Raw genomic sequence first — 12973 nt, forward strand, 5'->3', positions numbered from 1 at the left:
GCAGGGGGTCGCGGGTTCGAGTCCCGTCCATTCCGCCATTTTCCTTAGTTCTAATATATAAATCTATTAACTCAGGAAAAGGCAATCCCACATAGTGGGAGTGTAGTTAAGATTTTTGGCTTAAAAAATCTCATGTTCTTAGAGTTTCTCTACTTCATATCTTATTTATATAAAAATTATGATTGGGTGTGTAGCTCAGTTGGGAGAGCGTCGCCCTTACAAGGCGAATGTCGGGAGTTCGAACCTCTCCACACCCACCATCTATTCTTGTTTAGGAATTCTTTTACAAGTCTCTGAATTTTAATGGTGTAATCATTCTTTTTATCGCATTGAANTCTATTCTTGTTTAGGAATTCTTTTACAAGTCTCTGAATTTTAATGGTGTAATCATTCTTTTTATCGCATTGAATTTGTGACCGCGCTGTGACGATGGTCTTTTGAAATTATCCATGTGACCTGGCTATGACCGATTTGTGTCATATTTTGCGAATTCCATTTCTCGTAACCTTTTTTCAAAAGCATTTCTCGTGTGATTTTGTAGCTCATACTAACAAGTCACAGACCCCCTAGTTTCTCTTTTAGAACATCTTGTTTTACTTTATTGGGTCCATATCAGGCCTTTCGGAACCCAAATTGATATTTAAATATTCTAAATTGGTGCTCGGCTGTTGCCATGATACTAGTTTTCAAGTACTCCGTTCGAATAGGTTCTTTGTTAATTCGAGGGTGCTTTTTCCAAACTCGTATCTTGCTCGGTATTTCTGTAACCAACCAACCAACCAACCAACCAACTTAACTTTCTATTCTTCGTTTCTTTGCGATTTTCCACGCCTCGATAGCTGGAATTTGCCGAGATAAAAGATTTCTCTCCATGCATCAGATTTAGCAGTTGGTGAAGGTCGTGTACATTCGCAGAGGTTGTCGTAAGGCTGTGTACTAGGCCACGTTTTCTATCGACATCAATATGGGCTTTCAGGCCAAAATACCATTGCTTCCCTTTCTGTGTTTGATGCATTTCTAGATCGCGTGAGCTCACTTATTTTTAGTAGAGCTTGCCGCCTCAATGATAGTTGCATCAACGATCGTACCTTCTTTGAAACATACGCCAGCATCAGGCAGTCATTTGTGTACTTCTTTAAAAAGCTTATACCCAAGCTTGTGTCTTTTTGGCAAATGTCTGAAGTTCATTATGGTTGTGTGATTAGGTATTGCATCTTCTAATGATAATACTGCAAACAGTCAAATTGGGGTGATCTCGTAAAGTACATATTCCATAGCAGTATCACTCATGCTGTATAAGTTCTGCATAAAGTGAATACGCAGCATAATGGAAAGAGGGTCTGGGTGACGACCGTTGCTGGCTTTTGGATAAAATGGCTCTATTTGAGCTTCAAGTTTGTTGCCAAGGAATCAGCTCATCCATTTAGCAAAGGAAGAGTTCTTTGTGGGTCTTATGGCGTTTGCTGGTAAATTCGGTATCGGCAAAAGGGAGTTGCTTCATGCTGAGGAGGATTGGTTGATTAAGTCGGCATGATTATCTCATGTTGCCGACTTAATCGCATGTTTCTCAACTTGTTTGCAAGCTTATCTTGGCCTCTGAAAAGCAAATTCTTAATCAGCGCATTCTATCTAACCTAAAAACATTTCATCATTCCTCGAATACCACTTTGTCAGATCTACATAAGAAAGCGGTAGGGCTCGTCAAATAAGGAAAAAAGCCTTTCCATTGGCCAGCTAGCAGCCACGCTGAACTTAATAATTACAGCCAGTGTGCCGGCGTCTTATAGGGGGGGACACAGAAGCTGTTTGAAGCTCAACTTAAGCGTGTGCTATTGAGCAACATACAACCAGAGTAGCCTGAATTGCTGCCTGTTCCTCCTTTGAGGAGCTCAGAAACTATTTCTTCATGCGAAAGAATTGAATTGACTGGAATAATTCGACAGCAAAGAAGAAGCCGACAAGCAGGTTGATGGCTCTGTAAATCACTTTTTAGTGAAGCAAGAATTGATTCATTTATCTATTGTATATATGATAATCATTATCTCTTTCGTTTCTAGTATTGGTGTATCTCATGTTGCTAGTATGGACACTGTTGCGTGGTAGTTCCTTCAAGTTCTTTGTTGCCGTTATTTTAAGTGCCTTGAGCGGAGGTTGTGGCGTTGCCGTGATCTCTATGATTGGTCGAGTTACCTCAGCTGATGCGATTACCGGACAGGATGTGGTTCTGTTGTTTGCCTTCATTTTTATGCTGTTTGGGTTAAGTTTCTTTTCTCAGGCGATGCTAACTTCGCTTGGTCACCATGTGGTGTATCGGTTACGTCTCCATTTATGTCGTCGTATTCTGAAAACCTCTGTCGAGCGTATTGATCAACTGGGTCAACCTGCGATCTTGGCGAGTCTCACGAAGGATGTGACAGCTATTAGTCAGGCGTTTAACAGTTTGCCTTTTGTTGTTTATGGGGTGGCTGTTTTACTCTGCTGTTACGGATATTTAATACAACTATCCGTGCCTTTTTTCCTCAGTACGCTTGTCATGACAATATTATCGGTTGTTATCGCCAAGCAGCTCATGTCAGCTTCAAGAAGGCTAAAACGGGAAGTCAGGGAAAATGATGACGCCCTTTATGATCGTTACGCAGGATTATTGCTGGGACGAAATGAACTCAAGCTGAGTCGCGCACGGCGCAATCGGTTTTTTGAAGACAGTTTAAAACCTATAGTGGGTAAGGCATTGGGCCTTGAAGTTCGGGCAGATCGCTACACAGTGCTCAATGGTAGTTGGGTAAATACTTCGATTCTCTTATTAATTGCTGCCATCATTTTGATTCATACCTTGTTTGGTATTGGTTCGAAAGAACAACTGATGGGCTTTGCTTTGACTATTCTGTACCTGCGTTCTCCACTGGCGGGAATGATTGGGTCTTTGCCAGCTTTGATACAAGGCTCTGTTGCCTATAACAAGGTCCAGCAGTTGGAACTAAATGAAGCCGAAGACAAACCTGAGCAGGAGAGAGCGTTAACGCAGAATTGGCAGTCGTTACAGCTTCGTGAAGTCACTTACCAATACCCTTCAGAGTCAGATGAGTCGGGTTTTTCTGTGGGGCCTATCAATTTTGAATTAAAACAGGGTGAGTTGGTGTTTTGGGTGGGTGGCAATGGCAGCGGAAAGTCCTCCTGCGCACGCCTTGTAACGGGGCTTTATCACCCTCACGGTGGTGAGGTTCTCTTTGCTGGAGAAAAAATCGATGAGACGAATCGAGACTGGTTTTTGAGTCACTTCTCTGTGGTGTTCGCCGACTTTTACTTGTTTAAACAACTGATTAATGAAACCGGTGACAGGCCTGATGAAGCCTTGGTGGAACATTACCTGAATGCCCTGGCTCTGGAACAAAAAGTCACCGTATCTGAGGGGAAGTTAAGCTCGACCAAATTGTCTCAAGGGCAACGTAAACGCCTTGCTTTGTTGCTGGCCTATTTGGAAAACCGCAGCATTATCCTATTGGATGAGTGGGCAGCGGATCAGGACCCTTCGTTTCGAAAAGTGTTTTATACCGAACTCTTACCTGAACTAAAAGCCAGAGGGAAAACGGTGATCGCCATTACCCATGATGACCATTACTTTTATCTGGCTGACAAAATTTACCGCATCCATCAAGGTGTCATGAGCTTACACGAAGAAGAAAGTTATGATGATCAGGTTACCACGGTAGTGTTCCCGTATAATGATAAGGAAGATATGAAATGTTAAGAAAGACCGGAGGTATATTGGTTCTGATTCTTTCCTGCTGTGTGCATTCTGTTCTGGCAGACGAAGTTACCCATGCGGTTGCACTTTATGGCGCCCCGAAATACCCAGCGAATTTTGATCACTTTGAATACGCCAACCCCAATGCTCCTAAGCAAGGAGAGCTTGTGATGGCGGAAATTGGTAGCTTTGACTCACTTCATCAGTTTATTAACCTGGGGTCCAAACCAAGAGGTTTGTTTTGGCTCTATGATAGCCTGACAGATCGTGGCCATGATAAAGATGAAATTAAAACCCGTTACGGTGTACTGGCCGAAACCATTGTCATTGCCGACGATAACTCTTGGGTCAAATACAAAATTAGAAAAGACGCTCGATTCAGCAATGGCACACCAGTCACGGCAGAGGATGTGGCATTCTCCGTCAAGACCTATCAGACACAGGGGCTTAGCAATATTAAATCTCGCTTTCAGGGAGTGAAAAGCGTGGATGTACTAAGTCCAAAAGAAGTGCGGTTTAACTTTGGCAATGAGGGCAGCCGCTTACAGGTATTAAACTCAGGCAATCTGCCGGTATTATCAAAACACTTCTGGCAAGGTAAAGACTTTACCAAGTCTTCTTTGGAGGTGCCGTTGGGTAGTGGCCCTTATAAGATTACCTCTGTTGTGCCTGGGCGCAGTATCACTTACACCTTGCGTGATGATTACTGGGCAAAAGATTTGCCAGCCAACCGAGGCAAGTACAACTTTAAAACCATTCGTGTTGAGTATTTTAGAGACCGAAATGCCGCTGTACAGGCGTTAGAAGCTGGAGAAGTGAATTACATTGCTGAATCCAATCTGGCGCGTTGGCAAAAGCTGTATCAAGGGAAGGCCTTTACCGACGGGGAAGTTGTTAAAGAGAAAATTGATTACGATGCTCCTTCTTTTGTGACTGCGTTCTTGTTTAACTTAAGAGAAGCGAAGTTTGCCAACCCTAAAACCCGCGAAGCGCTGGTGCATGCCTTCGACTTTACATGGCTGAATAAGCGTGCGTTTGGTGGACAATACAAGAGAGCCGAGAGTCTTTTTAATAACAGCTTTCTGGCCTCTAGTGGTGGCGTCTCCCCACAAGAAAAAGCGATCTTAACGCCTTTTCGTCAGAACTTACCGGATGAGTTGTTTAATGAGACCTTTTCCTGGCCAACCACAGACGGATCGGGTGACAACCGACAAAATCTGATAAAAGCCAAGGCATTACTTGACGAGGCGGGTTGGAAATTGGAAGGGGGGAAACTGGTGGATGCTCAGCGTAAGCCGTTTGTCATTCATTTTCTAGTGCCTTCCCCTGATATGAAACCGGCTTTGGGGGCCTATTTACAGAATTTGAAGCGTCTTGGTATTGACGGGCAGATATCCGTTAGAACCGGAACCGAATTTTATAAACAGCTAATGCAGCGTCAATTTGATATGACGCCTATTCAGTATAAGGTGCGTATTCCACCCAATACTGAGGTGCAATCCGCCTTACTGTCTTCGTTTGCCAATGTGGCCACCAGTAGCAATATCGCAGGTTTTAATGACCCTGTGATTGATGCACTGGTAGAGGAGTTGGTTCATGCGAAGGACTATCAGCAGGCAGAAAACTACGGCAGAGCATTAGATCGGGTATTAAAGTGGAAGTATTACTTCTTACCTCTTTGGGCGCGTAATTTCCAATTGGTCGCCCATGCGGATAATATCAAGCGTCCCAAAGTGAATCCGGCTTATGGTTATGAAGTGGAGTTCTGGTGGGACGAGAACGCGAGTCATTAAGTGGGATGATGCGACATTACTTGATAAAACGGTTGCTGCTGATCATACCTACTTTGGTGGCGATTGTGACACTGAATTTTTTTCTGTTGCAGTGGTTACCTGGGGGGCCTGTTGATGCTGTTTTAGCAAAAATGAGTGGCGTTGAAACAGGTACGACCGCACTTTTCGAGAGCGACAGTACAAACCTTGATACAAACCATATTGATGAGCAACTACGTCAAAAGATTGCCCATCAATATGGTTTTGACCAACCGCTCTGGCAGCGCTATTTTGATACTCTTTGGCATTATCTGAGTTTGGATCTAGGGCAGAGTTACTTTAGCGGGCAGTCTGTCTCTTCCCTAATTTTGAGTAAACTGCCAGCTTCATTTTCCATCGGATTTTGGAGTTTGCTGATTATCTATCTTATTGCTGTGCCATTAGGGGTCTGGAAGGCTTTGAGTCGAGGTGGTTGGCTAGATGCTCTAAGTAGCCTTGCCCTGTTTACCTCCTTCGCACTTCCTACTTTTATTGTTGCTATTCTTTTTATGATCATATTCGCCGGTGGCGGAGTGTTTAGCTGGTTTCCCCTAAGAGGGCTTGTATCGGCGGATTTTGCGCAGCTTTCTTTTGGGGCACAGGTGAAAGATTACCTATGGCATCTGGTGTTGCCGGTGATGACTTGTGTGGCAGGTGGCTTGGCCCCTATTACACTGTTGGTTAAAAACGCCGTGATAGACCAACTTCATCAAAATTACGTGGATACGGCGCTCAGTATGGGGGAGAGTCGTCAAAGTGTTATTTTTCGCCATGTGCTGCCAAATAGTTTGTTGGTACTGGTTGCGCGTATTCCCAATGATCTTCTAGCCTTGTTCATTGGTGGTGCTTTGCTTGTGGAAATTATCTTCTCACTTGATGGTATTGCCTTGCTGGCTTTTGAGTCGGTACTGCAACGGGATTATCCTGTGGTGTTGGGTGTTATCTATATTTACTCCCTGTTAGGGCTGTGTATGACACTTTTGGGGGACATGCTTTATCGGCTGGTGGACCCAAGACTAAGCTTTGAGGCGGTGAGAATATGAAGTTTCAGGGAAAGTATGCCGCTATTATGCGCCGTGGGAAAATGGCGGCTTTTTTCTTGGCGCTTGTCTTTTTATTAAGCTGTATCTCCCCGATTATCGCCAACGATAAGCCGTTGATGGTCCACTACAAACAGCACTGGTTTTTTCCTATCGTGAAGGCGTATCCTGAAACAGCATTTGGCGGTTTTTTTGACACCGAGGCCGATTATAAAGACGACTTTATCGCTCAGGAAATCACCCAGCAGGGGTGGTGGTTGTGGCCTCCTGTCCGCTTTTCTTATGACACCGTTAATTACAATGTGAGCTTCCCTTCGCCACCTTCTGGTGTGAATTGGCTTGGTGTGGATGATCAGGGGCGCGATGTGCTGGCCCGTATTCTGTATGGTACGCAGATCAGTCTGCTCTTTGCTTTAGGCTTGAGTGTCAGTGTTGCTTTTCTTGCGCTGTGTTTTGGCTCCTGGCAGGGATATTATGGTGGCAAAGTCGATTTGATCGGGCAACGCATAACGGAAATATGGGGAGCCATTCCGGCCATTTTTATTGTCATGATTCTCTCCAGTCTGGTTCGCCCAGGTCCTTGGATGTTGTTGATGATTCTCTCCCTTCTTGGGTGGCATCATCTGGCACAGCAGGTTCGAGCTGAGGTGTTACGTATTCGTCAGTTGGATTATGTACAGGCCGCGATTATTGCGGGTATATCTGATCAACGTATTATTTTTACTCACGTACTGCCTAATGCTCTGGTGTCATTGTTGAGTAACTTACCCTTTATTTTCGCCGGAGCCTTGGGAGCACTAATTACGTTAGATTTTCTCGGTTTTGGCTTGCCTTCTGGTTATCCTTCTTTAGGCGAGTTGTTGGCACAGGGGAAAAACAATTTACAAGCTCCATGGCTTGGCGTGACTGGTTGTGTGTATATTCTGATGTTAGTGACTTCTGTTGTCTTAATGGGCGAAATGGCTCAAGAGCGATCCGCAAAACGTTCTTCCAATATAGAGCAAAGAGGGGAGGGGCAATATGCTTAGTTGTGAAGGTATTTCTTTTTCCATTGCTAATCAGACGTTACTGGAAAATATTCACTTCCACTTGCCAGAAGGAAAAACCTTGGCGATTGTGGGAGAGAGCGGTGCTGGAAAGACCTTGCTTTCCAGGTTAATACTGGGATTGCAACCGGAAAATGGTCGCTTACAAGGAAGCATGTTACTTGCGGGTCAATCTCTTGCTCAGTGCAATGACAAGGATTGGCAAGCAATACGGGGGCGGTTAATTGGGCGAGTGGCACAAGAGCCTTTATCCGCATTAAATCCGGTGAAGCGAATAGAGTGGATATTGACCAGAGTACTTCGCTTGCATGCTGGAAGTAAACTGTCGCAAGACGAATGTACAGAAAAAATACATGCGCTTTTAGAGCAGGTAGGATTGGAAGAAAATCATAAAAGACGTTTTCCCCATCAGCTTTCTGGAGGACAACGGCAACGAGTATTGATCGCCTTGGCGATTGCCAATCAACCAAAACTGATTATTGCAGATGAGCCTTCAACAGCATTGGATAGCCGAACTCAACAGCAAATTATGGCGTTGCTGAAGCAACTTCAAACCAGCTGGAATATGACCATGGTCTTTATTTCTCACGACTTGTCAATGGTGCGGGAAATAGCAGATCAGGTCATGGTGCTAAAACGAGGTAAGATCGTTGAGCAAGGAAGTGTTGAAAGCGTTTTTTCTGCGCCTGAACACGAATATACTAAAAGGCTGCTGGCGCCGGAAATCATACAGGGTGTGACGGCTAACCCAATATCTCCATTGTTAAGCGTGATGGATCTTACAGTGAAGGGCATTCTTCATGGCGTGAGTTTTGACCTATCTCTTGGCGAGAATCTGGGTGTTATCGGAGAGAGCGGGGCAGGAAAATCCACCTTGGCAAAAGCCTTGCTCAGGCTGATACCCGCATCAGGTCATATTTGGTTTAATCGACAGGACTGGTTGTCTTTAACTCCCAATGTTCTACGGCAGCAGCGTGCCAGTATGCAGTTTGTGTTTCAGGATACGGCAGCCAGTTTTAACCCTCGCCTTACTATTCGTCGCTCCTTAAAGGAGGTTTACCGAGTCAGCTGTGCGACAGAAAGCGTGCCATCGCTTGCGGTAAAATTAGCCAGTGCCATGGAAGAGGTGGGGTTAGACTCTGCTTTACTGGATCGCTACCCTCATGAATTATCCGGAGGACAACGACAGAGAATCATGATTGCCCGTGCACTGCTTCTCTCGCCCAGATTGCTGATTCTGGACGAGCCAACAACGGCGCTGGATAAGCTAAGTCGCCAAAGCATTATGGATTTGATCCAGAGATTACAAGCACAGCGCCATTTCAGTTTGATTGTGATTAGCCACGATCAAGGTCTTTTAGAGTGCCTGTGTCATAGGTATCTGGTGTTGTCTCACGGTAGACAGCTGGCATTTGGCGAATGGGAAGATCGGGGCATGCATCAAGTCCAAAACATCACATCATTACAGGTTGAGTCATTATGAACCCCTTGGAGCCACTATTAAACCGACGTTCATATTGTCGGAAAAAACTCACTTCCCCCGCCCCAAACGATCAAGAAATGAGGTCGCTTTTTAATCTGGTGATGACCACCCCCGATCATGGCAACTTAAAACCCTGGCGTTTTCTGGTGGTAAAAGAAGAGAACATGCCCAAGTTGGCCGAGGCAACGCTGGAAATGTATCGACAACAATCCCCAGATGGAAAGGTGACGGAGAAGGCACGTCGTTCAGCAAAAGAGATTGCCGAGTCTCCCATGATGATCATAGCAATCAGCAATGTGAAACCAGAGCATCATGTCTCACTCTGGGATCAGCAGCTATGTGGTGGTGCGGCGGTGCAGAATATCATGAATGGTCTACACCTGATGGGGTATGGCGCTTTCTGGTATACCTTTCTTGCGGGCAATGCGCTAAAGCCTATTCTTGGCATGAAGCCAGAAGATCAGGTTTTAGGGGCAATTGCGGTGGGGACGCCAATAGAACGTTTTAAACGTCCGCTGAAACGTAAGGCTCCTGATGATTATTGTTTTGAATGGCAAGGTTTGGGAGAAGTTGCCACGTCTCTTTTCTCCGATAAAAAATCAGACTAATCCCGTTTATAGACAGCTTCAAGCGATGTGGCTAACGCCGTGAGAAATCTTTCTAGGTCTGGCTGAAAATAGAAATGATCGCCGGGCCAATTTATATGTTGATAATCCTCACTATAGTGTTTCCATTCCTTTATATACTCAAGTTTGACTACAGGATCATCCGTGCCATGAATCGTGGTAATAGGGCAGGATAACGGCACTTTTTTTGAGATCTGATAATGCTCATTTAAGGCAAGATCTGCGCGAATAATGGGAAGAACCAGTTCCATTAATTCTGGATGATTCAGCACTTCCTGTTTTAGTCCGCCTATTTGCTTGAGTGCGACAATCAATTCTGAATCGCTTAAATGACTTTTCAATGAGGTTTCTTCCCGTTTATGGGGCGCATGGCTTGATGAGATAAAAATACTTTTAGGTGCCTTATAGGGACTTTGTTGAATTTTTAGCGCTAATTCGTAGGCAACAATACCGCCAAGGCTGTGACCAAAAAGATGGTAATCTTCGTTGTTTTTTAGTTCATCTTGCAGCTGGTGCATCATATCTTGTGCTAGTGCATCTATGCTTTTGGTTGGCGGGTCGTTAAAGCGTCGCCCTCGGGCAGGGTATTCTGGGCAGATAAGTGCGATGTTTTTTTGTTCAAAAAAGAGTTTCCATGGCGCGAAAAGGCTGGAGGAACTACCTGAAGAAGGAAAGCAAATAAGTGTTTTCATAAGCAAAGATTTTTTGAAAGGAAGGTTCAATGAAATAAAGGAAAGGCTTTTTTACAGAGCCTTTCCTTTATTGGTTTTTAAAGCAAGGTTAAAAACTGTATTTTGCTTTTAAAGAGACAGTGCGAGGTTCACCTAAATAAACTGCATTTTGTGTGGAATCTGAACCAGCACTGTAATAATCCTCATCAAATATATTTGCAACGGTTAACTGCATGCGTAGCTGGTCGTTTGCGAAACTAGGTTGGTACCAAAGGGTTACATCGGTTGTCGTATAAGCGTCGAGTTTGTAGTCGTAGTCTTTTCTACGATTTCCTGCACGCTCTCCTACATAAAGGATACCTGTGCCGACTCCCCACTCTTCTGTGACATCATAAAATAACCAAGCACTTGCGTTGTGCATCGGCACATTGACTGGTTTATTCGCACTATCCGGAGAATCTACAAAATCAACGTCTGTATAGCCATATGAAAATAAGGTGGTTAGTTGATCGTTGATGGCGTAATCACCATCAATTTCAAAACCTTGGCTGCGTTGTTTGTAGACATCATAACTAATTGGATTGCCATCGTTTCTATAAGCAACATTATCTAAGTTGATATGGAATGCGGATGTTGTCAAATTAAGTTTATGATTTAAGAGCGAAAACCTGATGCCTGCTTCGTATTGTGTACCTTCCTGTGGGTCTACCCATTCTTGCTTCACTGTATCGAAATTGTTGTTTGGTAGATAAGAAGTCGCAATATTTGAGAAGAAAGAAACAGAATCCGACAGCTTATATAGGGCGCCTATTTGTCCGCTTAGGTTAGAGTTATTCGGACTTTTCGCGTCTGAGTTGCTAAAGTTGGCTCTCCCTGCAGAGTCAGCTAAAATGGCGCTGTCATAGGTGTCTTTGAATTCTCTTGAATAAGTATCATGTCGAAGCCCTACAGCAAAGTTCCAGTCTCCATACTTTATTAAATCATTGATAAAAATGCCGTATTCTTTTATTTCTTCTTTTGTTGTATTTAAGTGGTAGTAATCATTTGGGTCGTTGGCTGCTGAGCTATCTGTGTAATAATTATACAGTCCGGAATTTGGTGATGTTTCACCAAATATTCGAGCAGAGAGTGCTGCCATTGTGGTATTTGACCAGCTTTTAGAGGCATTGTTAATTATTGTCTCTTTGTAACGTGTTGCGTCAGCACCAGTAATAATTGTGTGAGAGCTTTTTCCCCAGTCAAAGTTAAGTTGGTTTTCCCAAGAGAATATGTCTGTGTTGCTGCTTGCTTGGCTATCGTTAACATAGCGGTTGATATTACCGTCAAATGCTACTTTGTATTGATCTTGGTTTCGGACACTTGTGCCAAGAACTGTTGATACTGAAGCGTCTGAAGCAGCATAGAAATGCACTCTGCGACCGTCTGTATCACGCTTTTGATGTTGATATTTGAAGCGAGTCGTCCAGTAATCATTGACGTCATGAGCCACTTCAAAACCAAATTTTTCAGTTTCACGCTCCTGTCTAGAAAAGCTAGTGCCTATTCGGCTAGAGTCAATATCTAGAAAATCCCACCCTGTGTTTGAGGCGTTACGTACCGCCAATGTGCCACGATCGAAAGGAAGCTCCTCTTTATTGTATTTATAAAACAGTGTGACTTCGGTGTCCTCACTGGCAAACCACGTAATGGTCGGAGCAATGAAGGTTTGGGTGCTGTCTGAGTCATCTCGCCATCCATCAGAATCATCCGTTACTCCGACAATACGATAAAGAACCGTTTTGTCTTTATTAAGCGCTCCAGTGCTGTCGATGCTTAGACGTTGTTGTCCATGTTCATCTAGATTCAACTCAATATCTGTTGCTTGGTTAGGTGATGGCTTTTTGCTAATGACGTTGATTAGTCCACCAGGATTCATGTTGCCATACAAAACTGATTCTGGCCCTTTAACTACTTCGACATACTGAATGTCTTCCATGACCGCTTTATCTTGTGCGACGCCATATACTCTAGCCCCATCTTCATAGACGTTGGCATTAAAACCACGAATAGAAAATTGATCTCTTGTTCCGCCATAGTTATTGTCTTCTGATACGTTGCTGATGTTATGTACTACATCGCTTAAAGAGCTCGCATTTTGCTCGCTTGCAATCTCGTCGTTTATAACCACTACAGATCTAGGGATTTCAGCTAGGTTCGCCTCAGTTCGCATGGAGGATTGTGAGACATTCGTTGTGAGCGACTGTTTAACTCCAGAGATAACAAGTGTGTCTAGCGTATTGTTCTCTGTATTTGTGTTTTGATCTGTAGGTTCATCTGCTGCTAGAGCAATCGGACTGATTATAGCGAGAGCCAGAATAAATGAATGTCTTGGTTTGATCCTAGATGAGACATATTTGGCTATGAGTGTCTTATTCATGTTGTTGCTCAATCCTATTTTTAATTGATAGCGTTTGTTTGAATGTTTTGTTAATGCAATTAAGGCATTGACATTAATTTACAATTAATAGCAAAAAAAAATATTTATGTAAATACTATTGCAATTAATAATCGT

Annotated in this window: 8 protein-coding genes, 1 tRNA gene and 1 pseudogene; 7 read left to right on the forward strand and 3 right to left on the reverse strand. The window is 43.8% G+C overall.

Features of this window, described 5'->3' with window-relative positions:
• The first annotated feature begins 184 nt into the window (after window positions 1–184).
• Window positions 185–260 (forward strand) — tRNA-Val (locus tag KPL72_RS15965).
• Between the two features lie 355 nt (window positions 261–615).
• Here the strand turns inward: KPL72_RS15965 and KPL72_RS15970 are convergent.
• A pseudogene (locus tag KPL72_RS15970) lies at window positions 616–1501 on the reverse strand (IS5 family transposase); the annotation flags it as partial.
• A 570-nt stretch (window positions 1502–2071) separates the two neighbouring features.
• Between KPL72_RS15970 and KPL72_RS15975 the strand changes: the two are divergent.
• Genes KPL72_RS15975 through KPL72_RS16000 form a run of 6 tightly spaced genes read left to right on the forward strand, consistent with a single transcriptional unit; the run spans window position 2072 to window position 9733 of the window.
• Window positions 2072–3748: a cyclic peptide export ABC transporter gene (locus KPL72_RS15975; protein ID WP_219703673.1), complete on the forward strand. Its 1677-nt coding sequence runs from the start codon at window positions 2072–2074 to the stop codon at window positions 3746–3748.
• Window positions 3742–5538: an extracellular solute-binding protein gene (locus KPL72_RS15980; RefSeq protein WP_219703675.1), complete on the forward strand. Its 1797-nt coding sequence runs from the start codon at window positions 3742–3744 to the stop codon at window positions 5536–5538. Before KPL72_RS15975 ends, KPL72_RS15980 begins: the two co-directional genes overlap by 7 nt.
• Entirely contained in the window at window positions 5514–6599 is a 1086-nt protein-coding gene (locus tag KPL72_RS15985) for an ABC transporter permease subunit (RefSeq protein WP_212915548.1), read from the forward strand. The genes KPL72_RS15980 and KPL72_RS15985 overlap by 25 nt, the downstream gene beginning before the upstream one ends.
• Window positions 6596–7624 carry an ABC transporter permease subunit gene (locus KPL72_RS15990; protein WP_212915547.1) on the forward strand — a complete coding sequence of 343 codons (1029 nt, stop codon included), beginning with the start codon at window positions 6596–6598 and terminating at the stop codon, window positions 7622–7624. The genes KPL72_RS15985 and KPL72_RS15990 overlap by 4 nt, the downstream gene beginning before the upstream one ends.
• On the forward strand, window positions 7617–9125 hold the full coding sequence (locus KPL72_RS15995) for an ATP-binding cassette domain-containing protein (protein ID WP_212915546.1): 1509 nt from the start codon (window positions 7617–7619) through the stop codon (window positions 9123–9125). The genes KPL72_RS15990 and KPL72_RS15995 overlap by 8 nt, the downstream gene beginning before the upstream one ends.
• Entirely contained in the window at window positions 9122–9733 is a 612-nt protein-coding gene (locus KPL72_RS16000; protein WP_212915545.1) for a nitroreductase family protein, read from the forward strand. Before KPL72_RS15995 ends, KPL72_RS16000 begins: the two co-directional genes overlap by 4 nt.
• Here the strand turns inward: KPL72_RS16000 and KPL72_RS16005 are convergent.
• Both KPL72_RS16005 and KPL72_RS16010 read right to left on the reverse strand, forming a co-directional pair.
• Window positions 9730–10443 carry a thioesterase II family protein gene (locus tag KPL72_RS16005; RefSeq protein ID WP_219703677.1) on the reverse strand — a complete coding sequence of 238 codons (714 nt, stop codon included), beginning with the start codon at window positions 10441–10443 and terminating at the stop codon, window positions 9730–9732. The genes KPL72_RS16000 and KPL72_RS16005 overlap by 4 nt on opposite strands.
• 88 nt (window positions 10444–10531) lie before the next feature.
• A complete protein-coding gene (locus tag KPL72_RS16010) occupies window positions 10532–12838 on the reverse strand; it encodes a TonB-dependent siderophore receptor (protein ID WP_219703682.1) in 2307 nt (768 codons plus the stop codon).
• Between the last annotated feature and the right edge of the window lie 135 nt (window positions 12839–12973).

The organism is Marinomonas lutimaris (genome assembly GCF_019426345.1).
Lineage (GTDB): Bacteria > Pseudomonadota > Gammaproteobacteria > Pseudomonadales > Marinomonadaceae > Marinomonas > Marinomonas lutimaris.

Excerpts from the sequence above, each read along its gene's own strand:
- KPL72_RS15975 (WP_219703673.1), top strand. The coding sequence starts at position 2,072 with ATGTTGCTAGTATGGACACTGTTGCGTGGTAGTTCCTTCAAGTTCTTT.
- KPL72_RS15980 (WP_219703675.1), top strand. The coding sequence starts at position 3,742 with ATGTTAAGAAAGACCGGAGGTATATTGGTTCTGATTCTTTCCTGCTGT.
- KPL72_RS15990 (WP_212915547.1), top strand. The coding sequence starts at position 6,596 with ATGAAGTTTCAGGGAAAGTATGCCGCTATTATGCGCCGTGGGAAAATG.
- KPL72_RS15995 (WP_212915546.1), top strand. The coding sequence starts at position 7,617 with ATGCTTAGTTGTGAAGGTATTTCTTTTTCCATTGCTAATCAGACGTTA.
- KPL72_RS16000 (WP_212915545.1), top strand. The coding sequence starts at position 9,122 with ATGAACCCCTTGGAGCCACTATTAAACCGACGTTCATATTGTCGGAAA.
- KPL72_RS16005 (WP_219703677.1), bottom strand. The coding sequence starts at position 10,443 with ATGAAAACACTTATTTGCTTTCCTTCTTCAGGTAGTTCCTCCAGCCTT.
- KPL72_RS16010 (WP_219703682.1), bottom strand. The coding sequence starts at position 12,838 with ATGAATAAGACACTCATAGCCAAATATGTCTCATCTAGGATCAAACCA.